The following is a 25,701-nucleotide window of genomic DNA, read 5'->3' on the forward strand; positions in this document are numbered from 1 at the left end:
CCGCTCGGCAACACCCCATTGTGCAACGCCGGCGCGTGCTCCGGAGGCCCATCGTGACCGCGCATGTCCTCCCGCGGGGAGCCTCGCGCCCGTCACCGCAGGGTCGAGGCGCCGATGGACCGGGTGATCTGGCGCTGGAACGCCACGAACAGCAGCACCAGCGGCAGCATCGCGAGCGTCGTCGCCGCCATCACGAGCGTCCAGTTGTTCGAGTACTGGCTCTGCAGATTGGCGGTGGCCACCGTGACCGGCGCCCAGGTGGGTCCGGAGGTGATCACCAGCGGCCACATGAACGAGTTCCAGTGGGTCACCACGGTGATGAGCACGAGGGTGACGATGATCGGCCGGTTCAGCGGCACGACGAGCGACCACAGCAGGCGCAGCGTGCCCGCGCCGTCGATCCGCATCGCGTCGACGAGCTCGGTGGGGATCGAGCGGAAGTTCTCGCGCAGCAGGAAGATCGCGTACGGCGACCCGAGCACGAAGGGGATCACGAGCGCCCAGAAGGTGTTGCGGAGGTCGGCCGCGGAGAGCATCAGGTACAGCGGGACCACCACGACCACCTGGGGCACCATGAGCGTGGCGACGTACACCCAGAACAGCAGGTCGCGACCGGGGAAGCGCAGGAGCGCGAAGGCGTAGGCGGCGAGCACCGAGAACACCAGCTGGCCCACCAGGATCACGAGGACCATCTGCACGGTGACCGCGACGGGTGTCGCGAAGCCGCTCGCCCCGGCGAACAGCTCGGCGAAGTTGGCGAGCGTCGGCGGGGAGGGCAGGGACAGGGCACCCTGCTGGGCGAACTGCTGGGGGGTGGTGAACGCCGTCAGGACGGACACGACGAAGGGCGCGAGCGTCAGCAGCCCCGCGACCACGAGGATCGCGTACGTGCCCACGAGCCCGAGGATCCGGGTGCTGCGCATGGTCGGCCTCCTCTCAGCTCATGTCGTAGGTGATGCGGCGCGAGAAGTACCGCTGCTGGACCAGGGTGATCACGACCAGCACCAGGAACAGGATGACGGCCACGGCACCGGCCCGGCCCACGCGGAAAGCGTCGAAGGCCTCGTTGTAGATCAGCGACGCCACCACCTCGGTGCGATGCTCGGGCCCGCCGCCGGTCAGCGCGTACACGGTGTCGAACACCTGGTAGCTCGCGACCACCTGCGTCACCGCCAGGAAGAACGTGGTGGGACGCAGCAGCGGGACGGTCATCGACCACAGCCGCCGCACGGGACCCGCGCCATCGAGCTGGGCGGCCTCGTAGATCGAGACCGGGATCTTGGCGATCCCGGCCTGGAAGAACAGCGAGATGTAGCCGACGTTCTGCCAGATCGCGACGAAGGCGACCGCGGGCAGCGCGAGCGTCGGGGAGGTGAGCCACTCGATCCGCACCCCCAGCAGCGTGTTCAGCGCGCCCGTCGAGGGCTGCAGGATCCACGTCCACACGACGCCCAGGGCCAACGGCGCGCACACCCAGGGGATCACCACGAGCACCCGGATCAGCGAGCTGCCGGGCAGCGCCCGGTGCAGCTGGGTGGCCAGCAGCAGCCCCAGCGCGAGGGAGACGGGCACCGAGATCAGCGTGAACACCGCCGTGACCAGCAGGGAGTTCGCCAGCGCGCCCGTGGACAGCAGCGCCTGGTAGTTGCCCAGGCCGATGAACGTCGGGCTGCCGATGAGGTCCCAGGAGAACAGGGACACGACGAAGGCCAGCACGACGGGCACCACCAGGAAGGCGGTGACGCCGAGCAGGCTCGGCGCCACCAGCAGCCAGGCGACGAGGGCGCGGACACGGATCACGCAGTGGCGACCAGACCGAGCTCGGCGCGGGAGGCCAGGACGCTGTGCTGCGGCGTGACGCGGACGGTGTACCCGAGCTCCCCCGGGCGTCCGAGGGTGAAGCGGGCGCCGTAGCGGCCCTCCGCATCGCGCTGCAGGGGGATCAGGGACGGCGCGGCGATCTGGCCGTCGTCGCCCACGGTGCCCACGACCGCCTCGACGACGACGTCCTCGTCGGTGAGCCCGGCGAGGTCCACCGTCGCCGTGAGGGTCAGCTCGCTGCCGGTGGGGACCCTGCCCTCGCGCGTGCCGGTCAGGCGCACGTCGGTGACCGCGACCTGCGGCCAGGCGTCGGAGACGGCGGCCTTCCAGGCGGTGAAGCCGGCGCGCAGCGAGGGATCCGCGGCGAAGGTGCGCGCGGCGCCCGCGGCGGGGAGGTAGAGGTCCTTGACGTAGTCACGGACCATGCGGGCCGCCGTCACCTGCGGGGCGATCTGCACCAGGGAGGCGCGGACCTTCTCGAGCCAGCCGCGCGGTGCGCCCTGGTCGTCGCGGTCGTAGAACAGCGGGGCGATGCGGTGCTCGAGGATCTCGTACAGGGCGTCGGCCTCGACGCGGTCGCGGTGCTCGCGGTCCTCGGTGTCGACCGTCGGGATGGTCCAACCGGCCTCGTCGGTGGCCATCTCGTCCCACCAGCCGTCGGAGATCGAGAAGGTGAGCCCGCCGTTCATGACGGCCTTCATGCCCGAGGTGCCCGAAGCCTCCTCGGGACGGATCGGGTTGTTCAGCCACACGTCCGAGCCCGCGACGAGGACCTCGGCCATCTGGATGTCGTAGTCGGGCAGGAAGGCGATCCGGTGGCGCACGCCCGCGTCGTCGGCGAACCGCACGAGCTGCTGCATGAACTCCTTGCCGGGGATGTCCGCCGGGTGCGCCTTGCCCGCGATGACGAACTGCACGGGACGCTCGGGGTCCAGGAGGATCCGCCGCAGGCGCTCGGGGTCGTTGAGCATGAGGGTCAGGCGCTTGTAGGTCGAGACGCGTCGGGCGAAGCCGATGGTGAGCACCTCGGGGTCCAGGATGTCCCGGGTCCAGGCGAGCTCGGCCTCGTCGGCGCCGCGCCGGATCCAGGCGTCGTGCATGTGGCGTCGTGTCATCGTCACGAGGTGGCCGCGCAGGGAGTCCCGGGCGTCGATGAGGTCGTGGTCGGTGAGGGACGCCAGCTGGCTCCAGTCCCCCGTCGAGGAGATGTCGATGTCGCCCATGGCCTTCTTGTAGAGGTCGTCCATGGTGTCGCTGACCCAGGTGCGGCGGTGCACGCCGTTGGTGACCGAGCCGATCGGGACCTCGGCCACGTCGAAGCCCGGGTAGAGGTCCTGGAACATCTCACGGGAGACGGCCCCGTGGAGCTTGGAGACGCCGTTGGCGCGCTGGGCCAGACGGAAGCCCATGTGCGCCATGTTGAAGACGGCGCCGCCGTTCTCCTGGCCGAGCGCCAGGGCGGCCTCGACGGGCAGCTCGGCCACGAGGCGGGACACGCCGTGCTCGTCGGCGTCGAGGTAGCGGCGCAGCTCGGCGACGTCGAAGCGGTCGATGCCCGCGGGCACGGGCGTGTGGGTGGTGAACACGGTGCCCGCGCGGACCTCGCCGAGCGCCTCGTCGAAGCCGGCGTCGGACTGCATCAGCTCGCCGATCCGCTCGAGGCCCGAGAAGCCGGCGTGGCCCTCGTTGAGGTGGAACACCTCCGGGGCGACGTGCCCGGTGGCGTCGCAGAAGGCCTGCACGGCGCGGACCCCGCCGATCCCCAGGACGATCTCCTGCAGGATGCGGTGCTCGTGGTCCCCGCCGTAGAGGCGGTCGGTGATCTCGCGCGCCGCGTCGTCGTTGCCCTCGACGTCGGTGTCCAGGAGCAGCAGCGGGACGCGCCCCACCTGCGCCTTCCAGACGGCGATGGTGACCTCGCGGTCCCCGGGGAGCGTGACGGAGACCGTCACCTGTGCGCCGTCGGCGCCGAGCACGGGCTCGACGGCCAGCTGCTCGGGATCGTTGCGGCGGTAGTTCTCCTGCTGCCAGCCGGCCCGGTCCAGGCTCTGGGAGAAGTAGCCCCAGCGGTACAGCAGGCCGATCCCGATCAGCGGCACGCCGAGGTCCGAGGCGGACTTGAGGTGGTCGCCCGCGAGGATGCCGAGGCCGCCGGAGTAGATGGGGAGGGTGGGGGTGATCCCGAACTCCATGGAGAAGTAGGCGACGGCGGGGCGGTCGCCGGTGGGACCGCCGACCAGGCTCGGGGTGGCGCGCTGGAACCAGCGGTCCGAGGTGAGGTAGGTGTGCAGGTCCCCGAGCTCGGAGCGCATGCGCTGGGTGAAGTCCTCGTCGCGCGCCAGCTGGGCGAGGCGGCTCGCGGGGACCTGCGGGAGCATCGCGATGGGGTTCTCGCCGCTGGCCTGCCAGACGGCCTCGTCGATCGAGCGGAACAGGTCCACGCTCTGGCGGCGCCAGGCCCACCGGAGGTTCAGGGCGATCTCTCGGAGGGGGGCGAGGGCCTCGGGGAGATCGGAGGCGACCGTGATGGTGCTGAGCGGCTTCATGGGCGAGAGGCTACAGGAGCGACCGGACGATCGAGCACCTCGGTCCACCGCGCGGAGCCGCACCATCGCGCGAGGTCAGGACGGGGGAGAACGGGGCATCGCCCGCGACCTGGGCCGACGGCGGGCGGCTCGCGTCAGCGGCGGGCGGTCGCTGTTCCCGGAACCTTCCCCCGACGTTCGCGGTCGTGCCATCGAGCGGACCTGCGCACCCCGTGCTGTGGACCGGCGGACGGCGCGCCCGGCCCCTCGCCCGAGTCCGTCCACGACGCACGACGGGCCCCTCCCGAGCAGGAGGGGCCCGTCGCCGCAGCGCTCGCGGAGGGGGTCAGTCGCGGGTCAGGCGACGGTGGGTGACCCGGTGCGGCCGGGCCGCATCGGCCCCCAGACGCTGGACCTTGTTCTCCTCGTACGCCTCGAAGTTGCCCTCGAACCAGTACCAGTTCGACGGGTTCTCCTCGGTGCCCTCGTAGGCCAGGATGTGGGTGGCCACCCGGTCCAGGAACCAGCGGTCGTGCGAGACGACCACGGCACAGCCCGGGAACTCCAGGAGCGCGTTCTCGAGCGAGCCCAGGGTCTGGACGTCGAGGTCGTTGGTCGGCTCGTCCAGCAGCAGCACGTTGCCGCCCTGCTTGAGGGTCAGCGCGAGGTTCAGCCGGTTGCGCTCTCCGCCGGAGAGGATGCCCGCCTTCTTCTGCTGGTCGGGACCCTTGAAGCCGAACTGGGAGACGTAGGCGCGCGAGGGGATCTCGACCTTGCCGACGTGGATGAAGTCGAGCCCGTCGGACACGACCTCCCAGAGGTTCTTGTCGGGGTCGATGTTCTCGCGGTTCTGGTCGACGTAGCTGATCTTGACGGAGCCGCCGACCTTGAGGTCGCCGCCGTCGAGCTCCTCGAGCCCGACGATCGTCTTGAACAGGGTCGTCTTGCCGACGCCGTTGGGGCCGATGACGCCGACGATCCCGTTGGGCGGCAACGAGAAGGAGAGGCCGTCGATGAGGACGCGGTCGCCGAAGCCCTTGTGGAGGTCCTTGGCCTCGATGACCTGGGTGCCCAGCCGCGGACCCGGCGGGATCGTGATCTCCTCGAAGTCGAGCTTGCGGGTGCGCTCGGCCTCGGTGGCCATCTCCTCGTACCGGGCCAGACGGGCCTTGGACTTGGTCTGTCGGCCCTTGGCGCTGGACCGCACCCACTCGAGCTCGTCCTTGAGGCGCTTGGCGAGCTTGGCGTCCTTCTTGCCCTGGACGGCCAGGCGCTGCTCCTTCTTCTCCAGGTAGGTGGAGTAGTTGCCCTCGTAGGGGTAGAGGTGGCCGCGGTCGATCTCGGCGATCCACTGGGCCACGTGGTCCAGGAAGTACCGGTCGTGGGTCACGGCGATGACGGCGCCGTCGTACTGCTGGAGATGCTGCTCGAGCCACAGCACGCTCTCGGCGTCGAGGTGGTTGGTGGGCTCATCCAGCAGCAGCAGGTCGGGCTTCTCCAGCAGCAGCCTGCACAGTGCCACGCGACGGCGCTCGCCGCCGGAGAGGTGCGTGACGGGCTCGTCGCCGGGCGGGCACCGCAGGGCGTCCATCGCCTGCTCGAGCTGGGAGTCGAGGTCCCAGCCGCCCGCGGCGTCGATATCGGTCTGCAGGGTGCCCATCTCGGCCATGAGCGCGTCGAAATCGGCATCCGGGGACGCCATCTCCTCCCCGATCGCGTTGAAGCGCTGGACCTTGCGGTACAGGTCCCCCATGCCCTCCTGGACGTTCTCGAGCACCGTCTTGGTCTCGTCCAGGGGCGGTTCCTGCAGGAGGATCCCGACGCTGTAGCCGGGGCTCAGACGGGCCTCGCCGTTGGACGGCTGGTCGAGCCCGGCCATGATCTTCAGGATCGTCGACTTGCCGGCGCCGTTGGGACCGACCATGCCGATCTTGGCGCCCGGGTAGAAGCTCATGGTGACGTCGTCGAGGATGACCTTGTCCCCGACGGCCTTGCGGGCCTTGTACATGGTGTAGATGAACTCTGCCAACTGCTCTCCCTGGGTCGTGCGGCGGTGCCGGCCGGCCGTGCGCGTGCGGGACCGGGGCGTGGATGGTGTGCGGGACGTCTCCGGCGTCGGTGCGCCGGGCGTGCGGGCGTGCGCGATCGGGCGGCACGCGGGACCACGATAGCCCGTGATGCCGTGGGCGGTCCGTGGGCACCCCTCCCGGTCCCGGGGCGGGCGGGCTCAGTCCAGGAGGATGCCCCGCCCCGCGAGCACCTCGCGCGCCATCGCGACGCCGGGGTTGGGCGCCTCGCCCCGGGCCGGGTCGTTGCGCTCCCAGCGGTGGGCGTCGATGCCCAGCGCCCGCGCCGCGGCGACGTTGTCGGCGCGGTCGTCGAAGAACACGACGTCCCCGGGGCGGGCCACGCCACCGGATTCGTGGGCCAGCGCCGACAGCAGGATCTCGTAGATCTCCGGATCGGGCTTCTCGCAGCGCTCCTCGCCGGAGATGACGGCGAAGGCGAACGCCTCGAACCAGTCGGCGCGGCGCACCGCCTCACCGAAGGCGACGGAGGCGTTGGACAGGATCACCAGCGGCGTCTCGTGGCGGGCGAGGTCGTGCAGGAGGGTGCGGGACTCGGGGTCCAGGCGCAGCCAGTAGCGGTCGTCGGCCTGCTGGAGCTCGGCGACCTCGCTCGGCGTGAGCGCGTCGACGCCTGCTCCCGCGGCGACCGCACCCCAGTACTCGGCGGCCGTCAGCGCGCCGCGGTCGTAGGCGGGGCGCTCGTCCCAGATCGCCGTGGCCAGCGTCTCGCGATCTCCCCCCAGCAGGGCGTGGATGCCGTCGATCGGATCGTGCCCGGCGCTGAGGACACCTCCGAAGTCGAACACGACGACGACACGAGACGGACGGGGGCGCTTGCGACTCACGGGTCTCCTCAGGAGGTGCAGGTGGGCAGGCCGTCGGTGGACCCGGTGCGGCCGATGGTCTCGGTGGCGGTCAGGGCGTCCTGGAACGTCGAGACGGAGACGACGTGCAGACCCTCGGGGACGTGCCCGACGACCTCGTCGCAGTTCGCCGACGGTGCCAGGAAGTAGTCGGCGCCCTCGTCGCGGGCGCCCACCATCTTCTGCCGGATCCCGCCGATGCCGCCCACGGTGCCCGCGGCGTCGATCGTCCCGGTGCCGGCGATGTCCTTGCCGCCGGTGAGGGCGCCGGGGGTGAGCTCGTCGTAGATCGCGAGGGCGAACATCGTGCCGGCGCTCGGGCCGCCGACGTCCTTGACGGTGAGCGTGACGTCGACGGGGAAGTCGTAGCCGGCGGCGAGCTGGATGCCCATGGTGGTGCGTCCGTCGACGTCCTTCGTGGGGACCTTCAGCTCCTGCTCGGCGCCGTCGCGTCGCACGACCATGGTGACGGGCTGGCCTGCGGTGACCGCACGGCTGAGCGCCTGGTACCCGGCGGCGTCGCCGCGGCTCTGCCCCTCGACGGAGACGACGACGTCCCCGGCCTCGAGGGTCCCCTCGGCCGGGCCGCCCTCGAGGACGCCGCCGACGATCACCTCGGGGGTGAAGGGGATGCCGAGCTCCTCGAGCGCGACGGCGACAGCGGCCTGCTGGGAGGAGCTCATGGAGGTGGCGTTGCGCAGGGACGTCTGCTGCCGGGTCTCGGCGTCGGGGAACACCGCCTCGCGCGGGACCACGGCCTGGCTGCGGTCGAACCAGGCCAGGACCACCTCGGCCGGGGTGACCGTGTATCCGGGACCGCCGTCCACGGAGACGGTGGTCATCATCAGCTCGCCGTCTGTGGGGTACTGCTCATGGCCCTCGATCGTGAGGATCTTGGCCCCCTCGTAGTCGCCGAGCACGTTGATCGCGGGCCCCGGCCGTTCGATGACGTAGGGGACCGGCAGGAACATCGCGACCAGGAGCATCACGGTCATCACGCCGAGCGACACGAGCGAGGTCACCACCCGTCGTCGCGACAGCGACGCCTCCGACCGAGCGGGCGGCGTCGCCGTCGGCTCGGGCGGGGCGGGAACAGGTGCGGTGGCCACCCGGACATTGTGCCGCACGGCCGTCCGGTACCGCGCGCGGTCCTGGCTCGCGGCTCTGGCACGGTGCCCCGGCACGGGGCATCCTCTGGCACGCGCGTCTCCCGGTGTCCGCCCGAGGACCGTCCGTCCGCCCGTCGCGGAATGCGGCCGGCTCCCTGCGGTCTTCAAGAGAGCGTGGCTAGGGTGCAGGCATCCATCCCGCGCCGTGGCCCGGCGCATGGCGACACCTGGAGGATCCCGTGAGCGAGAACCCCGTCGGCGCCGGTGGCGCCGGAGACGACGAGCAGAACCTGCGCAAGTTCCTCGAGGAGGTCTTCGGCGGGCAGCTGCCCGAGGGCGCCCTGGACGGCGTGGACCTGGCCGCGCTCGCGCGCCAGGCGAACCTTCCGCAGAACCCCGACCAGCTGCGCGCGGCCGCCCAGCAGATGCAGCACATGTTCGACAGCGCCGGCGAGGGCGCGGTGAACTGGAAGCTCGGCCACGATCTCGCGCGGCAGACCGCCTCGGGTCAGGTCCGGATCCCCGGCGCGCCGGACGTCGTGGGCTCGCCCGGCGACCCCTCCCCCACGCCCGAGCAGATCTCGAGCCTGCAGGAGGCGGCGCACGTGGCCGCGTTGTGGCTGGATCCGCAGATCGCGGTCGACATGCCTGCCCGTCCCCTGGAGGTGTGGAGCCGGGGCACCTGGGTCCACCGCACGCTCCCCCGCTGGCAGAGCATCGTCGAGCCCGTCGCGACCTACATGTCCGGGGCGATCGGGGATGCGCTGGCCGCCCAGATGCAGCAGCTCGCCGCGGACCTCCCCACGGGTGACCCCCGCGCGATGATGGAGCGGATGGGCGGGACGATGTTCGGCGTCCAGTTCGGTCATGCCATCGGCTCGCTGGCCCGCGAGGAGTCGGGCACGACGGACCTGTCCCTCCCGCTGGGCCCTGACGGCACCCCGGCGCTGGTCGCGGCCAACGTCGACGACCTGGTCCGCGACAACCAGCTCGATCCCTCGGCGGCACGGATCTTCCTGGCCGCACGGGAGCTGGCGCACACGGCCCTGTTCTCGGCGGTGCCCTGGCTGCCGAGACAGCTGTTCGGCGCGATCGAGGACTACGCCCGGGGCATCACCCTGGACCTCGACGCGCTCGACGAGACCGTGCGCAACCTCGACATGTCCGATCCCCAGGCGATGGCGCAGAACTCCCCCGAGGGCATGTTCGTCTTCACCCGTCGCGAGTCCCAGGAGCGCGCGCTCGTGGAGCTCGCGACGACCCTGGCCCTCGTCGAGGCCTGGGTGGACCACGTCGTCGCGACCGCCCTGGGCGACAAGCTGCCGGGTCTCGAGGCGATGCGCGAGGTGGTGCGACGCCGCCGCGCCTCCGGCAGCCCCGCCGAGCAGATGCTGACCCAGGTGGTGGGCATCGAGCTGCGCCCGCGCCGCGTGCGCGAGGCGCTGGCCTGGTGGGAGTCCGTCACGGCCACCGAGGGCGTCGAGGGGCGCGACAAGGTCTGGGAGCACCCCGACCTGCTGCCCACGGCCGAGGTCCTGAGCGGGCGCCCGCAGGCACCCGCGGCCCCGGCCGACGGCGCGGAGGACGAGGCCGCGGTCGAGATCCCCGTCGACTTCGACGCCGAGCTCGAGCGCCTGCTGTCCGGTGAGGGCGATGCGGACGCGCCGCGCGAGGACGGCATCGGCGGCGTCCACCCGACCACGGGCGGCGACGCCGGGACGAGCCCGGGCGCCGGCGCGGACCCGAGCGATGACGGCCCCGACGCCGATGGCCCCGTCACCGATGGTCCCGACGCCGATGGTCCCGACGCCGACCGTCCGGACGTCGACCCCGGCACCACGTACCGGTGACCCCTGAGGCCGCCGCGCCCTCCTCCGCGGAGGATCCCTCGGACCCGAGGGCGCACTCCCCCGCGGCGGATCCCCAGGGCTCGAGGGCGCACCCGCCTGCGGCGACCGCGGCCCTGGACGACCTCGAACGTGCCCAGTCCCCGGCCATCGACCCCGCACTCCGTGAGCGATTCCTCGCCCTCGTGCGCGAGCACCCCGAGGCCCTGCTGCGCGACGGCGGGCCCCGTCACCTCACCGCGAGCGCGATCGTCGTCGACGGACCGGGAGAGCATGTGGCGCTCGTCTGGCACGCCAAGGGTCGGTTCTGGGTCCAGCCGGGCGGCCACCTGGATCCGGGCGAGACCACCTTCGAGTCCGCGGCGCGGCGCGAGGTGCGCGAGGAGACCGGACTGGATGACCTGGAGCGTCTGGGACGGGGGCCCGCGATGCTCCACGCCCATGCGCTCTCGGCGGCGTTCGGCAGGTGCCGCGAGCACTGGGACGTCCAGCTGCTGCTGCGTGGCTCCGCTCCGGCGTCCGCCCTGCCGCTGGCACCCAGCGGCGAGACGCCCCAGGTGATCTGGGTCCCGTGGCCGCGCGACGCGCAGGGCCGGCGCGCCACGCCGCAGGTGCCACCGGGCACCGTCCCGGACCTCGCGCGCACCCTCACGGCCCTGGGCCCCGTGCTCGACGAGGCCTTGGGCTGATCTCGCCCCGTCACGGCCTGCTCCGTCACCCCTCGGGGTCGGCCCCGGCGTGTCCCTCGGCGTGGCTGACGCCGTCCAGGAAGCCGCGAGCCCGTTCCGTCTGCGGGTAGCGCTCGACGAGCCGCCAGAACTCGGGTCCATGGCCTCCCTCGACCAGGTGGGCCAGCTCGTGGACCAGCACGTAGCCCAGGACGTACTCGGGCATGTGCTGCAGCCGTGTCGAGATGCGGATGGTGCGCTCCGACGGCGTGCACGATCCCCAGCGGGAGCGCTGCTGCCGCACGCTCCAGGTGATCGAGCGCGGTCGCAGCCGTCCGTCGAAGTACCGGTCGTTCAGCCGCGCCGCGAAGGCCGCGAGATCCGCGTCGTCGCGGGGCGCGGAGGCCTCACGCGCCCGGACCCGCTCGACCATGGTACGGACCCACTCGGCCTCCTGGCGGCGGGAGAAGGTCGAGGGGATCGCGACCTCGAGGCCCCCGCCGCGCCGGCTCACGCTCACGGTGCGCCGACGACGGGCCGAGCGCCGGACGAACACCGGCTCACCGTTCGGTCCGGTGATCCCATCATGTGGTACGCGATCGTTCATGATCACCACGATCCCACGCCCGCGTGTCGTCCCCATGCTGTGCACGGGATCGGTGCGGGTCACAGCGTCGCATCCGGACCGCTCCGGCGTGTCGTCAACAGTGCACCCACACCCCCGCCCACAGCGCGTCCCCGTCCGCGGGGCAGTTGTCCACAGGTCGTCCCCCGTGGCTCTTTTGACGTCGAGCAGCAGGGGACATACGTTCTGGGGCAGTGGGACCCCGGGATAACTAGCAGGACGTACACGGGGAAGGTGCGCGTGGTGCTGAGCGCCCCCGGGGTCCCACGGACACGGCACCATCGTCGGTGCCGGTCCGTCCGGATCCCGGGTCCCCACCCGGCCCATCCCGACGACCGTCGGCACCCCGCTGCACGCACTTCCCCGGCCCTTGCGGGCCACCTCTCCCGAAGCGTGCGCGGGCCTGCGGCGACGCGCCCGCACCCTCGTGCTTTCGCCGCTCAGGCGTGAGGCCGCTACAGTGGGCCGGACGTCTTCCGCCGGACCGGCAGGCATACCGCCCGCCACCTCCCGCGGACCCAGTGAAGGAGTATGCATGGCTGACGAGAAGTACAACGGCGAGTTCTACTGCGTGAAGTGCCGCGAGAAGCGCGAGGCCGAGGGCGATGTCGTCGTCTCCAACGGCCGTCGCATGGCCAAGGCCGTGTGCCCCGTGTGCGGCACCAAGCTGAACCGCATCCTCGGCAAGGCCTGATCGCAGGGCACGCCGACCCCGGGCCGCGCCCGGGAACGCCAGAGGCGGGACACCACATCGGTGTCCCGCCTCTCGCGTCCTGGTCGAGCGCACGAGCGCCTCGGGCTCAGGCTGCCCGCCCGTGCAGCGCGGGGGCCGCAGCGGGCGCAGGAGCCGACGAGCTCGTGGCGGTCGCGGTGATCTCGGTGTTCTTGCGGGGACGGCCCCGGGGACGCTTGACGGCGATGATCTCGCCGGCCTGGAAGATGGCCCCGCCCCAGACGCCCCAGGGCTCGGAGCGCGCGACAGCGCCCTCGAGGCATTCGCGGCGGAGGGGGCAGTCGGCGCACAGGACCTTGGCGGCCTCGAGGTCGGCGGGACGTTCGGAGAAGAACAGGTCCGCCGCCTCGGTCTGGCACGGGAGCATGGCGGTCGTGGGACGTGTGGACACGGCACGGGTCATGACGTCGGTCATCGTCGTGGATTCCTGGATCGTCGAGTTTGGAAGAGGAGAGGGGGCATCGGGACCGACCGGCCGTGAGGCGGGTGGTGCGATGACCAGCAGGGCGGCGGCTGTGCCGCGCGACCGGACCGGTGGCCGTCAGGCCGGGGGTCGGGTCAGGACTGACCTCGGAGGGGAAGGAACTCCCCGCCACGAGGACGACCGTGCTGCTCGGAGGCGCCGCCGTCGACGGCATACCGAGCGCGCGCGGGCGTGGTCACGCCGGCTGGTTCGTTGATGTTGTCGATCACTGCGACACCTCCTCTCTTCTTCGCGTGGTCCGGTCTCCCGGGCCACGATGACGACATCGGACACGGCGAGCCTACACCGCGTCGCAGAACTGCGGAACCTATTTTTGACCTGCGTCTTCGTCGCGCTGGCGATGGTCGAGGAGGATCCGCAGGACGTCGTCGGCGAACCGCTCGACCTTCCTCGCGCCGATCCCCGGGACCGCCAGCAGCTCCGCGCGGCTGCGCGGGTCCCGCTCGGCGAGGGCCTCCAGCGCCTTCTCGGTGAGCACCGCGAAGGCCGGCACGCCGTGATCGGCCGCGGTGTCCTGACGCCAGGACCTCAGGGCCTCCAGCACGGCGTCGTCGCGGGTCGAGGGGCAGGTGGCGTGGCGCCCCAGGCGCTGGTCGTGCGGGGTCACGAGCCCTCCCCCGCACACCCGGCACTCGGTGTGCAGGGTGGCCGTGCGTCGTCCGGTGCGGCGCGGTGAGGGTCCCGTGCCGGTGGCACGCCCGGGGGCATCGAGCACGCCGTCGAGGAAGCGGGAGGGCTTGCGGGAGCCGCGGGCACCGGGGGTGCGGGCCTGGGACCAGGAGACGGTCAGCAGGTCCCGGGCACGGGTCAGCGCGACGTAGAACAGCCGCCGCTCCTCCTCGATCTCGGGCCGGGTCCTGGCCATGGAGATGGGCAGCAGTCCCTCGCTGGCCCCGACGACGTGCACCACGGGCCATTCGAGGCCCTTGGCGGCGTGGATCGAGGCGAGGGTGACCCCGTCCACCGTCGGAGCGCTCTGCGCCTCGGCGCGCTCGTCGAGCTCGCGCACCAGGTCCACCAGGGAGGCGCCCGGGCGTGCACCCACCGTGTCGGCGAGGACCACGAGGGCGTTCAGCGCGTCCCACCGTTCGCGGACGGCTCCGGTGGACTCCGGTGCCGCGGGCGCCCAGCCCATCTGGGAGAGCACGTCGCGGGCCATCGGGCCGGGCTCTGCATCGGCGTCGACCCGCGCCGCGGTGCGCAGGGCCATCAGGGCGCGCCGCACCTCCTGACGCTCGAAGAAGCGGTCCCCGCCGCGCACCAGATAGCCGATGCTGCGGGCTGTCAGGGCCTGCTCGAGCGCTTCGGACTGGGAGTTGGTGCGGAACAGCACGGCGATGTCCGCAGCGGGTCGCCCCTCCGCGACGAGCAGCGCGATGCGCTCGGCGGTGCCCTCGGCCTCCGCGGGATCGTCCGGATAGCTCTCGATCACCGGCGGGGGGCCGTCGGGGCGTTGGGCCACGAGGGTCAGGCGCTGGGCGCGCGTGCGGCCCTGGGCGCCGTCGAGCACGGTGTTGGCCAGCCGCACGATCTGGGGCGTGGAGCGGTAGTTGCGTTCGAGACGGATCATCCGCGCGCCCCGGAACTCCCGCGCGAAGTCCAGCAGGAACGATGCCCGGGCGCCCGCGAAGGTGTAGATCGTCTGCGAGGCGTCGCCGACGACGCACAGGTCCGTGCTCGGTCCCAGCCACAGCCGCAGCAGGGCGTGCTGCAGCGTCGAGACGTCCTGGTACTCGTCGACCACGAAGTGGCGGTACTGCCCGCGGATCTCGCGCGCCACATCGGGGCGATCGGTGAGGATCCCCACCATGTGCAGCAGGACGTCCTCGAAGTCGATGACGTGGCGCTCGCGCTTGACCTCCTCGTACTGCGTGAGGATGCGGGCGATGGAGCGGGGCTCGAAGCCCGCGACACCGGGCCGGCCCGAGCGGGCCGCGGCCTCGGCATACGTCTCGGGCGTCAGCATCGAGACGCGGGACCACTCGACCTCGGAGACGATGTCGCGCAGGGCCGCACGGTCCACGGACAGATGGAGGCGCTGGCAGGCCTCGGCGACGCCGGCGAACTTCTGCGGCATGATCTCGGGCATCGCCCCACCGACCACGCGCGGCCAGAAGTGGCGCAGCTGGCGCAGGGCGGCGGCGTGGAAGGTCCGGGCCTGGACGGCGGGGACCCCCAGGTCGCGCAGGCGCGATCGCATCTCCGCTGCGGCCTTGGCGGTGAACGTCACGGCCAGGACGTGACGCGGGTTCAGCCGGCCGATCGCCACGCCGTGGGCGATCCGGTGGGTGATCGCCCGGGTCTTGCCGGTGCCGGCGCCAGCCAGGACGCACAGCGGACCGTCGAAGCTGGTGGCGACCTCACGCTGCTCGGGATCCAGGGCCGCGAGGATCTCCTCGTCGGTCGCCACGTGGCGCGGGGAGGGCTCGGCGTCGACGTCCTGCGTGCCGTGCACGGTGACGTTCTCGTTCTCGGTGTCGGACATCGTCTCCAGTGTCCCATCGGACTCCGACGAACCGGCGCGGCTCATTCCTCGCCCGGCAGCGCCCCTCCGTACCAGTCCTCGATGAGGGCGCGGGCGATCGACGCCGATCCGGGGAGCAGCACCTCCCCCTGCTCGAGCGCCGTGGTCAGCGCCTCGCGGGTGAACCAGTCGGCCTCGGCGATCTCCTCCGCCTGCAGACGCAGCGCGCCGGAGGTCCGTGCCCAGGCGCGGAATCCCAGCATCAGAGAGCGGGGGAAGGGCCATGGCTGGCTGCCGGCGTACTCGACCTCCTCGACGATCACGCCGACCTCCTCCTCGACCTCCCGGGCGACCGCCGCCTCGAGGGTCTCCCCCGGCTCGACGAACCCGGCCAGGACGGAGTGGAAACGGCCCCGGAACCCGGCGTTGCGCGCCAGGAGCAGGCGGTCCGTCTCGTCGCGCACCGCCATGATCACCGCGGGATCGGTGCGGGGGAAGTGCAGGGAGCCGTCCGCGGTGCAGCGCAGCACCCAGCCCGAGGATTCCGGGGCCAGGAGCTCGCCGCACAGCGGGCAGTGACGCATCGAGCGGTGCCAGCCGCCCATGCCCACGGCCGTCAGCGCCAGGCCCGCCTCCTCGCGCGGGAGGTCGACCGCGACGCGCCGCAGCTCCCGGAGATCGCGGCCCGGGTCGTCGAGCTCGCCTCCGGGCTCGGGGATCTCCGCGGCGATCCGTCGCAGGCCGTCGGTGCGGCCCAGGTAGACGAGGGTCGCCGTGGCCCCGCCGCGGGGGTCCTCGCGCTCCCAGGCGAGACGGGACCCGTCGGCTCCGTCCTCGATGCTCACGGAGACACCGCTGGTCACGAGGTAGCGGACGTCCTCGCCCGGGGCGAGGGCGGCATCGTCCTCGCGCTCAGCGGCATCGCGCTCGACGCGGATCCCGGCGAGCGGCGCGGGCGCATGGGCGCCGCGGGGACGAGGCGTGCTGGGGCCCGGGGCCCCGGAGGTGGGAGTGGGGTGAGAACCTCGATCATCGCTGGCAGTCGGCATGTGTCCCACCGTACTGGCGCAGGGGCGACACAGTACGGTGGGGTGCGTGCGACGCAACTCCTACACCCTGGCAGCGCTCGCGGTCTCCGCCGTCCCGGGACTCGAGCCCGCGCGGACCATCCCGGTGGCGACCCCGATCGACGAGTTCGACGTGGCGGGGATCATCGGCACCGACGGCCGCCGGGTGCTCGTGACCGCCCCGACGACCGCCGCCGCCGGAGCGCACCTGGAGAAGGACGTGCACGTCACCGATGCCCTCGCGGGCACCTCGCTGGCTCCCCTCGTGACCACGGCGATCGGCTTCGCGCGTCTGCCCGAGGGCGGCCGCGCCGCCGTGACCGCACCGCCGCACGGTGTGCCCGTCCTGTTCGACCGGCTCGGCGCGAGCCTGCGTCTGGCGCGATCCCTCGGCGAGGTGATCGCCCGGATCCACGCCGTGCCCGCCTACGTCGCCGAGTCGGCGGGGGTCGAGACCTTCACCGCCGACGCCCTGCGCCGTGGGCACCGCGCGCGCGTCGAGCGTGCCCGGGAGGAGTCCGGGCTGCCCGCCACGGTCGCCCAGCGCTGGGATGCCGTCCTGGCCGACGACGACCTGTGGGACCTGCACCCCTGCTTCGTGCACGGCGCCCTGAGCGAGGAGGCGCTGTTCCGGGACGGCGAGGCGATCACCGGGGTCACGGGGTGGCATGAGGCGAGCACCGGCGATCCCGCCGCGGATCTGGCCTGGCTGGTCTCGGCGCTGGACCCCGATCACGTCGACGCCCTGTTCGCGGCCTACACGGCCGCCCTGCCGGTCACCCCGCACCCCCGCACGCTCGAGCGCGCGCAGGTCCTCGGGGAGTTCGCGGTGGTCGACTGGCTGCTGCACGGCATCGACTCCGAGGACGAGGAGATCATCGCGGACGCCCGCGGGATGCTCGACGATCTGGATCACGACCTGGCCCAGCTCGCCCGCGAGGAGGCCGAACGTCGATACGACGACCTCGCCGCGGGGTCGCGCGCCGCCGAGGCGGCCGATGCCGACGATGCAGGATGGGACGCCGAGGGCGATCGAGACCTCGACCCCGATCACGCCGGGGAGGACGGCGACGTGACGATCGAGGTCGAGGAGATCGAGGTCGAGGTGGACGTCGAGGTGCGAGCGCCCGAGGAGCACAAGGCCGGGACGGCGGTGTCCGACGAGACCGACGGTCCGGCCGTCGCGGATCGGGACGCAGATCGCAACCGCGGACCGGTCGAGCGCGGTCCGATCGAACGCTGACCGGGTCCGCTCGGCCCGACCTGGCTCGGCCCGACGCCGCCCGACTCCGCTCAGCTCCGGTCAGTCCCCTCCGGCGCCGGCCGGCCCCGCGGAGAGCAGCTCGGCGAGCTCCTCGCGATCCGGGTGGTCGCGGACCTCGTGGGTGACCCCCGCGGCGACGTAGTGGAACATCGTCCGGATCCTCGAGAGCGGCGTACCCGTGCGCTCGTGCCACGCGAGCCGGTACACCGACAGCTGCAGCGCCCGGGCACGACGGTCGCGTCCCGTGGGCGGGCGCCCGGTCTTCCAGTCGACGATCACGACGCCGTCCTCGTCCTCGTAGATCGCGTCGATCACGCCGCGCACGGCGATGCCGCCGATCGTGGTGGTGACCGGCTCCTCGACGGCCACCGGGGTCCGCTCGGCCCAGGGCGACCGCTCGAACGCCTCTCGCATCTCGGCGAGCACCACGGCGTCGCTCCGGCCGCGGCTCGCCGTGCCGTCGAACTGCTCCGTGTCGTCGACGGACTCGTGACCGTCGACCTGGTCCGTGACCTCGAAGGGATCCGAGTCGTCGGCCAGCTCGGTGAGGTCGCTGAGGTCCAGGAGGGTGGCCGCACCGAAGCGCTCCTCGAGCCAGGCGTGGAAGCTGGTTCCGCGCCGCGCCGCGGGGGACGGACGCCGTGGCAGGGGCCGCAGCAGGTCCCACGAGGCCTGCTCGGGATCGCGGGCGCGGGCGACGACCTCGGAGGCCGACATGCGCGAGGGCGCCCGCACGGGGATCGAGCCTCGACGCGACTCCAGGTCCGCGATCACGCGCCGGGTCTGCTCGGCGAGCTCGGCGTCCTCGGGCACCGGTCCTGCCCCGGCGACGAGCTCGGCGGCGGCCGCCCGGAGCCTCTCGGGTTCGGCGGGCTCCGGGGGCCACTGCGCGTGATCGGCGACCCGCACCAGCGGGTTCTCCTCGGGGATCTCCTCCTGGGTGCGGAACCGCTCGGGGACGAGCGGCAGGATCTCGGTGAGGTAGCGCGAGCGCGGCTGCGGGGTCCTGCGGGTGCCCCGCCAGGCGGCCGTGGTCAGCAGCAGGCGGCGACGCGCGCGGGTGACGGCGACATACATGAGGCGACGGTCCTCGGTCATCGCGGCGGTCCCCGCCCGCTCGTAGTAGTCCTGCAGCAGCTCCTCGGCCTCGACCTGGGTGTCGGCCTCGGCCCAGGCGAGGTCCGGGAGCTGATCGGCGTCCCCGCGCAGCGCGGTGGGCACGGCGGCATCGGACAGGGGCCCCAGCCAGCCGGGACTCGGCACCCGCACGACCCCGTCCTCGCCCGTCCGGGCGCGGCGCAGGTCGTAGCTGGGCAGGGTTCCCTCGGCGAGGCCCGCGACCACCACGAGGTCCCATTCGAGCCCCTTGGCGGCGTGCATCGTCACGATGGTGACGGCGGCGGGGTCCGTCGCGGCCTCCCCGGCGGTGACTGCGAGCCCCGCCTCCTTGTCCTCGCTGACGTCCAGCAGAGCCAGGAACGGCCCCAGTCCCGGGCGCAGGGCCGTCCGCTCGAACTCGGCCGCATGGTCGCGGAAGGCCTCGAGGTCGTGGAGCGCGCGGGCTGGGTCCCGAGCGGGATCGGCCAGGAGCACGAGGTCCACCCCCAAGGCCTGCGTCGCGGCGGTCACGAGGTCGGGCAGGGCGAGGGAGGTGCGTCGTCGCATGCCCCGCAGGACCTCCTGGAGCCCCAGCAGGCGCTGGCGCCCCGTGGGACTGAGCGTGCGTTCCTCCCTGTCCTCCCAGGTGAGGGAGGGGAGGTCGTCGAGGGCATCGAGGAGGGTGACGTCCTCGGCGTCGTCGGCGACGAGGCGCCGCACGGCGTCGTCCGCGTCGTGCGCGGAGATCCGGCGGGCACGTGAGGCGAGGTGCTCGCGCCACCGCCCCAGGACCGCGAGGTCGCGGGCGCCGAGCCGGAAGCGGGGTCCCGCGAGCAGTCGCATCAGGGAATCGCCGCGCCCGGGGTCGTGGACGCATTCGAGGAGCGCCCGGACGTCGGCCACCTCGGGCCGGTGCAGCAGCCCGCCCAGGCCCACCACCTCGACGACAAGTCCGGCCTCCTCGAGTCCCTGGACGAGCGGGGCGATCTGGCGGCGGGTCCGCACCAGCACGGCGGCGGTCGCACCGGGATCGGCGGGATGGTCGACGGAGGGGCCTCCGCCGTCGGCCGCGGGGGTGCCCCGCGGTGGATCGGTCTCGTGCCGGCGCTCGAGGATCCACCGGGCGATCGCGCGGGCCTCGGACTCCTCGTCGGCGGTCTCCATGACCTCGACGGCCCCCTCCCCCGCGCCGGGCCGGGCGGCGAGCTCGGGGATCCGCACACCCCCGGCGTCGGCGCGCAAGGGGCCCGCGATGCGGTTGGCCACGGCCAGCGGCGCCTCGTCGTTGCGCCAGGAGGTCGACAGGGTGCGCTGGACCACGGGCCGCTCGGGCGTGCCGAAGGCCCGCACGAAGGCGGCGAGGGACGCGCTGGAGGCGCCGCGCCACCCGTAGATCGCCTGCTGGGGGTCCCCGACTGCGCAGGTCGCGTGCCCGGCGCCGAACAGACCGGACAGCAGCTCGAGCTGGGCAACCGAGGTGTCCTGGAACTCGTCGAGCAGCACCACCCGGTGCAGGTCCCGCGAGAGCTCGCCTGCGGCAGGCACACCCTGGGCGATCCGTGCGGCGAGCGTCACCTGGTCGGAGAAGTCGAGGGCGGCGCGTTCGCGGCGCACCGCGGCGAACCGCTCGACGAGCGGCAGCAGCGCGAGCCTCCCCTCGATCGCGGCGAGCGCAGCCAGCACCGGCTTCGGGGTCACGCGACGCTTGCCCTCGGCCTGCAGGGGGATGCCCGAGAGATGGTCCCGGATCTTGCGCAGGAGGGCGTCGGCCGCGGCGGGCGCGACGAGGTGGTCGGACAGGGAGGAGGTGAAGGCGACCAGGGCCGCGGTGATCGTGGACGGCGAGGCATCCAGAGCCAGCTCGTCCGTGGAGGACTCGACGATCTCGTGTGCGAGCTGCCAGGAGGCCGACGGCGAGAGCATCGAGAACTCGGGGTCCAGCCCCACGTCGAGCGCGTGCTCGGTCACGAGGTCCAGGGCGAAGCCGTTGTAGGTGCGGACGGCGGGGCGCTGGCCCAGCAGGTCCTCGTCGGTGCGTTCGAGGCCCGGCGGCAGGGCCATCCCCTCGCCTCGCAGCGCCGTGGCCAGGAGCGCCAGTCGCGATCCGATCCGCTCGGACAGCTCGATGGAGGCCTTGCGGGTGAAGGTCAGTCCCAGCACCTGCCGGGGCTCGACGATCCCGTTGGCGATCAGCCACACCACGCGGGAGGCCATGGTCTCGGTCTTGCCGCTGCCGGCGCCGGCGACGACGAGCATGGGTCCCGGATCGGCCTCGATCACGGCGGTCTGCTCGGCCGTGGGGGACGGTCGGTCCATGAGGGCCGCGAGGCGTGCGGCGCTGAGGGCGGCGCTCACAGCTCGGCTCCCTCGGGCCAGAGCGCGCAGGTGCGGCGCACGGGGCAGCGATCGCAGTGGGCGTTGCGCCGTGCCGTGACGTGGCTGCCGCGCACGTCGCGGGCGACGCCCGCGAGGAGCTCGTCGAACCAGGCGGGGTTCTCGGCCTCGGCGAGGGCGCCCTGGACCCGCACGGAGGGCTTGGCGGTTCCCGTGCCGACGTACACGAGCTGCGCTCCGTGCAGCCGGGACGGCGCGTCCTGCCCCAGGAGGTCGGCGAGCGCGCCGTCACGGACCGCGGTCTGGTAGGCGGCGAGCTGGAGATCCTCGGCGGCGTCGGCCGCGGACTTCGGGGCTCGTCCCGTCTTGAGGTCGACGACCCGCAGCCCGGTGGCGTCCCCCTCGACCCGGTCGATCGAGCCGCGCAGCTCGACGTCGCCGCGCCGCACCTCGAACGGTGCCTCGACGGCCAGCGGCAGCCCCGTGACCTGCAGGTGCTGGGACAGCAGGCGGACGGCGTCCTCGGCGCGGGACAGCAGCCGACGGGTGGACCAGGTGCGGTCGAGGTGCAGGGGTGCCAGCAGCGCGGTGAGCTCGGCCAGCAGGTCGCGGGGAGCGCCGTCGGGGCCGATCTCGGCGGGCCCGGCCGGGTGGTCCTGGGCGATCCGGTGCACGGCGGTGCCGATGCTCTGCGCGGGGCCAGCCGCGGGTCTGCCGCCGGCGCGCTCGAGCAGCCAGGCCTGCGGGCACTCGTGGGCGCGCTCGAGGGACGAGGGGCTGAGGGCGACGATCCCGTCGGCGTCGAGCACCCCCGTGTCGCTCGAGGCGCTCTGGTGGTACCAGCTGCGAGGGTCGGCACCGGGGGCATCGACGTCCCGCAGCCGCGCGAGCAGGGACGCGGCGTCGCGCCGCGCCGCGGGCGGCTCGGCAACATCCAGGAGGCGGCGGCGCAGGGCGGCGACGAGCCGCCGGGGGTCCGGGGCGGGGCCGGGATCGGCGGCGATCTGCTCCGGATCGACCCAGCTGGGCCCTCCCGTGCGGGCGATCACGTCGACGAGCGCGGAGGGTGCCAGGTCGTCGCTGTCGACGGCGGTGACGAGGATCCGACGCCGGGCCCGTGACAGGGCGCTCACCGCCAGGCGCAGCTCGTCGGCCAGCACCAGCTCGCGCTGGACGGCGCGCAGCGAGGCCGGATCAAGGGGGAGGTCGGGGTCCTCCGCGGCGAGCGGCAGCTCCGCCGCCCCGAAGAGCGTCGACCGGATCCGGGTGTTGGGCCACATGCCTTCCTGGACCCGGGCCAGGACCACGGTGTCGACCTCCTCGCCGGCGATCGCGGCAGGCGTCAGCACCCGGACCCGGGCGCCCATGCGGCCACGAGGTGCGAGGGAGTCCTCGGCCACGGCCTGGGTGCGGACGTGCTCGGCGAAGACGAGCGCGTCGGCCAGCGGTCGACGGTCGGTGAACCGCTCCACCGACGCGAACAGCGCCGTCACGGCGTCGAGGCGGCGTCCCGCGAGGCGCCCGCGGGCTCCGGCCGCATCGAGGTCGTCGGTCTCGAGGGAGGCGTCGCGCCACCCCTCGGCGAGGCGTGCCGCCGACCACGCCGCCCACAGCGTGTCCGCCGCGGCGGGGCGCGGCCCCAGCTCGCGGACCGCCGCGATCATCCGACGGATCCGCACGAGAGGGACGGCCGTGCGCTCCCGCTCGGGCTGGTCGAGGACCGGGACGTGCTCGGCCACGAGGGCCCGTGCGAGGAGCTCGGCGGAATCCGGGGGCGCCCCGTCGGAGGCGTCGTCGGCCGTGCTCGGCGGGGCCGTGTGCAGCAGCAGACGGCGGATCCGCCGCAGGCGCAGGGCGTCGGCGTCGCCGAAGGGTCCCCGCAGCAGGGCGTCGGCCTCCTCCGGCGCGGGCGTCGCGTGCTCGACCGCGAGCTCGACGATCCGCAGGAGGTCGGCGACGACGGGCTCCTCCCGCAGGGGCCGCAGCCGCTGCGCGGTCGAGACGGGCAGCCCTTGGCGCTGCAGCTGGTCCGCGAGATCGTCCACGGCGGAGCCGGAGCGGCAGACGATCGCCATCTGCTCGTAGTCCACGCCCTCACCATGGTGCAGCCCGCGCAGCACGGAGGCGATCCGGCGGGCCTCCTCGATCTCGCCGGGCGCGCGGAGCACCGCGACCGCAGGGCTCGCGGGCTCAGCGCCGGCGTGCGCAGCGGGGGGCTCGACGCGCCGGGCAGCGGCCCCGGCGCCGGCCAGCGGCAGCCGTGCACGCAGGTGGGCGATCATCGGTCGGGCCGTCACGGGCGTGCGCAGCGAGGGCCCCATGTCGATGTCCAGGCCGGGGCGTCCCGCAGCGGTGCGCGCCGCCGACTCCTCTGCCCGGCCGACCGTCGCGAAGATGCGGGCTGCGGCGTCCGGGACCGCTCCGCGGAAGGCGTCGACCACGGCGTCGGGACAGGAGGTGACGAGCACGTGCGCTCCGGACGCCCTGAGCGCGCGCACGAGCTCGATGCCGGCGACGGTGAGGTCCTGTGCGTCGTCCACGACGACCGCGCCGATCCTCGGGCCCTCGCCGCCGGCGATGATCCGAGCGGCCCGTCGGAGCATGCGTCCCGCATCGAGGCGCTCGCCGGCGTCGATCGCGGCAGAGGCCTCGAGGTCCAGGACGTCGAGATAGAGCCGGTGGACCCGGGCGGCGTCGAACCAGGCAGGGCGGCGGCGGGCCGCGGCGAGGCGGTCGAGGTCGTCGGGCCCCAGTCCCAGCTCCCCGGCGCGCAGGATCACGTCCCGCAGCTCCGTCCGGAAGCCGGGCAGGCGACGCGTCGCGGCGTCGAGCGGTACGTGCCAGTCCTCGATGCCCTCGACGAGATCCCGGATGAGGGAATCCTGATCCGGGCCGGTGACGAGGGTGGGCTCCCCGCGTCCGCGCGCGACGGCGTCCGCGCGCACCGTCGAGAAGGCGAGACCGGCGGGCGTGGTCACACGGACCCCGGCGCCACCACCGCGATGGGAGACGACATCGGTGAGGGCGGATGCCGCCGTGCGGCGCGGCGCCAGAAGGACCGTGGCCGCGCCCTCGACGGCACCGGCGAGTGCGGCATCCAGGGCCAGCCGGGTGCGGCCCGAGCCCGGCGCCCCGTGCACCTGCACGTCCCGGCCCTGTGCCCACGCCGTGAGGGCACGCCGCTGGGGGGCCGTCATCTCCTCGCCGAGCGGCCCCGGGAGGGCCGAGGGATCCGGCGGGAGCAGAGCGACCCGCCGCGCCACGGAGCCGCGGTCCCGGGAGGCCCCGGCCCGTGTCCCGTGCGTACTCGTCGCCTGCGCTGCCATGTCCGTCATTCGACCACGGCCCGCCGACACTTCGACGCACAGGGTGCCCCGGGCTCCGGGCACCTCATCGGCAGGGTCCCGCAGGTCCGGCCGATGCGTTCACAAGACTCAGCAGTGATGTCGCAGGGACATCGCCGCGGCGTCGCAGCGGCATCGCAGCGACGTCGCAGGGACGTCGCAGGGACGTCGCCGGGACATCGCAGGGACGGTCCAGCGCGGGTGGACCGAGCGCGCGGTAGGTCCCTCTCTGAGCACGACGTCGCAGGTCACAGGCACAGGCGACCTCCTGCTCCCGGGCTTGTCCACAATCGTCCGGCGAGGCACGCACGAGCCGTTACAGTGTCAGCACGGACCGCCGGGCACGCCCGGGGCTACCCCGAATCCGTGCATAAGGACTTCCATGGCACCCGTCCCCCGCCTGCCGCGTCCCCAGCGACGCACCCAGCTCCTCGAGGTCGCCGTCGCCCAGTTCACCGCGGCCGGGTACCACGGGACCTCGATGGAGTCCATCGCCCGCGCCGCCGGCGTCACCAAACCGGTTCTCTATCAGCACTTCCCCTCGAAGGAGACCCTCTACGTCGAGGTCGTCCGCGAGCTCGGCAACGACGTGGTCGACGAGATCGAGGACATCGCCTACCGGCTCGGCGGCACCGAGGCACGCCTGGCCCATGCCCTGTCGCAGTTCGCCGACATCATGGCGAGGCAGGACTCCGCCCTGCTGCTGTTCGATCGCGCCGAGCGGGTGTCCGAGCCGGTGGACCAGGAGATCGAGGTGATCCTGCAGCGCTCGGTCGAGGCCAGTGCTCGCGTGCTGCGCCAGTCCCGCGAGATGGGCGAGAGCGACAGCATGGTCCTGGGTCACGCGCTCGTCGCGATCGCCATGGAATCGGCCGAGCTGATCGCCCGCGCGGGCTCGCGCGACGAGCGTCGGCACACCATCGCCCTGCTCGCGAGCCTGTTCACCCACGGCCTGTCGACCTTCCCGGCGCTGGCACGCCCGGAGATCCGCGGGACGGTGTCCGAGGGGCACAGCCGCACCTCCGAGGCCTGAGCGCACATCACCGCGCAGCCGCCCTCGCGCCGGGGTTGCGCTGACAGCGATGCCGGACCGTGACCGTCCGCCGCTCGGTAGGATCGTGAACCGTCATCACATCTGTCGAAAGGACCGCACCCATGGAGATCCGCATCGGTGTCCAGCACTCCCCGCGCGAGATCGTCATCGAGACCGAGTCGAGCAGCGAGGAGCTGACCGCGGCCGTCGCCGCCGCGATCGACAAGGACGAGTCCCTGACCCTCACGGACGCCAAGGGCCGCGTCGTCATCGTCCCGGGCGCCAAGATCGCCTACGCCGAGCTCGCCACCGAGGAGCCGCGCCGCGTCGGCTTCCTCGGCTGACACCCCTCC

General features: G+C 73.2%; 18 protein-coding genes. 6 read left to right on the forward strand and 12 right to left on the reverse strand.

Annotated elements, in window-relative coordinates:
- Nucleotides 1-92: 92 nt before the first annotated feature.
- From ACT3TZ_RS09630 to ACT3TZ_RS09655, 6 genes are all read right to left on the reverse strand, one after another.
- The gene (locus tag ACT3TZ_RS09630; protein WP_444583193.1) at nt 93-923 is read right to left on the reverse strand and encodes a carbohydrate ABC transporter permease; all 831 of its coding nucleotides are present in this window, start codon (nt 921-923) and stop codon (nt 93-95) included.
- A 13-nt stretch (nt 924-936) separates the two neighbouring features.
- On the reverse strand, nt 937-1,800 hold the full coding sequence (locus tag ACT3TZ_RS09635; protein ID WP_444583194.1) for a carbohydrate ABC transporter permease: 864 nt from the start codon (nt 1,798-1,800) through the stop codon (nt 937-939).
- On the reverse strand, nt 1,797-4,367 hold the full coding sequence (gene glgP / locus ACT3TZ_RS09640) for an alpha-glucan family phosphorylase (protein ID WP_444583195.1): 2,571 nt from the start codon (nt 4,365-4,367) through the stop codon (nt 1,797-1,799). The genes ACT3TZ_RS09635 and glgP overlap by 4 nt, the downstream gene beginning before the upstream one ends.
- Before the next feature lie 325 nt (nt 4,368-4,692).
- Nucleotides 4,693-6,375 (reverse strand): energy-dependent translational throttle protein EttA, encoded by a 1,683-nt coding sequence (ettA, locus tag ACT3TZ_RS09645; protein WP_444583196.1) that lies wholly within the window; start codon nt 6,373-6,375, stop codon nt 4,693-4,695.
- 198 nt (nt 6,376-6,573) lie between these two features.
- Nucleotides 6,574-7,260, reverse strand: coding sequence for an HAD-IA family hydrolase (locus ACT3TZ_RS09650; protein WP_444583197.1), 687 nt, complete (start codon nt 7,258-7,260; stop codon nt 6,574-6,576).
- An 8-nt stretch (nt 7,261-7,268) separates the two neighbouring features.
- Nucleotides 7,269-8,387, reverse strand: coding sequence for a YlbL family protein (locus ACT3TZ_RS09655; RefSeq protein WP_444583198.1), 1,119 nt, complete (start codon nt 8,385-8,387; stop codon nt 7,269-7,271).
- A gap of 239 nt (nt 8,388-8,626) precedes the next feature.
- Between ACT3TZ_RS09655 and ACT3TZ_RS09660 the strand changes: the two genes are divergently transcribed.
- Complete coding sequence (locus tag ACT3TZ_RS09660; RefSeq protein WP_444583199.1) at nt 8,627-10,237, forward strand: zinc-dependent metalloprotease; 1,611 nt, start codon at nt 8,627-8,629, stop codon at nt 10,235-10,237.
- Nucleotides 10,234-10,923, forward strand: coding sequence for an NUDIX domain-containing protein (locus tag ACT3TZ_RS09665; protein ID WP_444583200.1), 690 nt, complete (start codon nt 10,234-10,236; stop codon nt 10,921-10,923). Before ACT3TZ_RS09660 ends, ACT3TZ_RS09665 begins: the two co-directional genes overlap by 4 nt.
- A gap of 25 nt (nt 10,924-10,948) precedes the next feature.
- On the opposite strand, the gene ACT3TZ_RS09670 is transcribed toward ACT3TZ_RS09665, so the two are convergent.
- Entirely contained in the window at nt 10,949-11,458 is a 510-nt protein-coding gene (locus ACT3TZ_RS09670) for a M48 metallopeptidase family protein (protein WP_444583201.1), read from the reverse strand.
- A 604-nt stretch (nt 11,459-12,062) separates the two neighbouring features.
- Between ACT3TZ_RS09670 and ACT3TZ_RS09675 the strand changes: the two genes are divergently transcribed.
- Nucleotides 12,063-12,221, forward strand: a complete 159-nt coding sequence (locus ACT3TZ_RS09675) for a DUF5679 domain-containing protein (RefSeq protein ID WP_444583202.1) — start codon at nt 12,063-12,065, stop codon at nt 12,219-12,221.
- Between the two features lie 106 nt (nt 12,222-12,327).
- On the opposite strand, the gene ACT3TZ_RS09680 is transcribed toward ACT3TZ_RS09675, so the two are convergent.
- From ACT3TZ_RS09680 to nudC, 3 genes are all read right to left on the reverse strand, one after another.
- Nucleotides 12,328-12,675 (reverse strand): WhiB family transcriptional regulator, encoded by a 348-nt coding sequence (locus ACT3TZ_RS09680; protein WP_444583203.1) that lies wholly within the window; start codon nt 12,673-12,675, stop codon nt 12,328-12,330.
- Between the two features lie 376 nt (nt 12,676-13,051).
- The gene (locus tag ACT3TZ_RS09685; RefSeq protein ID WP_444583204.1) at nt 13,052-15,229 is read right to left on the reverse strand and encodes an ATP-dependent DNA helicase UvrD2; all 2,178 of its coding nucleotides are present in this window, start codon (nt 15,227-15,229) and stop codon (nt 13,052-13,054) included.
- A 41-nt stretch (nt 15,230-15,270) separates the two neighbouring features.
- Nucleotides 15,271-16,257, reverse strand: coding sequence for an NAD(+) diphosphatase (nudC, locus tag ACT3TZ_RS09690; protein ID WP_444583205.1), 987 nt, complete (start codon nt 16,255-16,257; stop codon nt 15,271-15,273).
- A gap of 46 nt (nt 16,258-16,303) precedes the next feature.
- Between nudC and ACT3TZ_RS09695 the strand changes: the two genes are divergently transcribed.
- On the forward strand, nt 16,304-17,518 hold the full coding sequence (locus tag ACT3TZ_RS09695) for a phosphotransferase (protein ID WP_444583206.1): 1,215 nt from the start codon (nt 16,304-16,306) through the stop codon (nt 17,516-17,518).
- Nucleotides 17,519-17,578: 60 nt separating this feature from the next.
- On the opposite strand, the gene ACT3TZ_RS09700 is transcribed toward ACT3TZ_RS09695, so the two are convergent.
- Both ACT3TZ_RS09700 and ACT3TZ_RS09705 read right to left on the reverse strand, forming a co-directional pair.
- Complete coding sequence (locus tag ACT3TZ_RS09700) at nt 17,579-20,992, reverse strand: ATP-dependent helicase (RefSeq protein WP_444583207.1); 3,414 nt, start codon at nt 20,990-20,992, stop codon at nt 17,579-17,581.
- Nucleotides 20,989-24,297, reverse strand: coding sequence for a PD-(D/E)XK nuclease family protein (locus tag ACT3TZ_RS09705; protein ID WP_444583208.1), 3,309 nt, complete (start codon nt 24,295-24,297; stop codon nt 20,989-20,991). Before ACT3TZ_RS09705 ends, ACT3TZ_RS09700 begins: the two co-directional genes overlap by 4 nt.
- 400 nt (nt 24,298-24,697) lie before the next feature.
- On the opposite strand from ACT3TZ_RS09705, the gene ACT3TZ_RS09710 reads away from it, so the two are divergent.
- Nucleotides 24,698-25,348, forward strand: coding sequence for a TetR/AcrR family transcriptional regulator (locus tag ACT3TZ_RS09710; protein WP_444583209.1), 651 nt, complete (start codon nt 24,698-24,700; stop codon nt 25,346-25,348).
- Between the two features lie 122 nt (nt 25,349-25,470).
- On the forward strand, nt 25,471-25,692 hold the full coding sequence (locus ACT3TZ_RS09715; RefSeq protein ID WP_444583210.1) for a DUF3107 domain-containing protein: 222 nt from the start codon (nt 25,471-25,473) through the stop codon (nt 25,690-25,692).
- Nucleotides 25,693-25,701 lie beyond the last annotated feature (9 nt).

Source organism: Brachybacterium sp. AOP25-B2-12, assembly GCF_052378625.1.
Classification (GTDB): Bacteria; Actinomycetota; Actinomycetes; order Actinomycetales; family Dermabacteraceae; genus Brachybacterium.

Coding starts and splice junctions, on each gene's coding strand:
- ACT3TZ_RS09630 (WP_444583193.1), bottom strand. CDS start 923: ATGCGCAGCACCCGGATCCTCGGGCTCGTGGGCACGTACGCGATCCTC.
- glgP (WP_444583195.1), bottom strand. CDS start 4,367: ATGAAGCCGCTCAGCACCATCACGGTCGCCTCCGATCTCCCCGAGGCC.
- ACT3TZ_RS09675 (WP_444583202.1), top strand. CDS start 12,063: ATGGCTGACGAGAAGTACAACGGCGAGTTCTACTGCGTGAAGTGCCGC.
- ACT3TZ_RS09680 (WP_444583203.1), bottom strand. CDS start 12,675: ATGACCGACGTCATGACCCGTGCCGTGTCCACACGTCCCACGACCGCC.
- ACT3TZ_RS09685 (WP_444583204.1), bottom strand. CDS start 15,229: ATGTCCGACACCGAGAACGAGAACGTCACCGTGCACGGCACGCAGGAC.
- nudC (WP_444583205.1), bottom strand. CDS start 16,257: ATGCCGACTGCCAGCGATGATCGAGGTTCTCACCCCACTCCCACCTCC.
- ACT3TZ_RS09705 (WP_444583208.1), bottom strand. CDS start 24,297: ATGGCAGCGCAGGCGACGAGTACGCACGGGACACGGGCCGGGGCCTCC.
- ACT3TZ_RS09710 (WP_444583209.1), top strand. CDS start 24,698: ATGGCACCCGTCCCCCGCCTGCCGCGTCCCCAGCGACGCACCCAGCTC.
- ACT3TZ_RS09715 (WP_444583210.1), top strand. CDS start 25,471: ATGGAGATCCGCATCGGTGTCCAGCACTCCCCGCGCGAGATCGTCATC.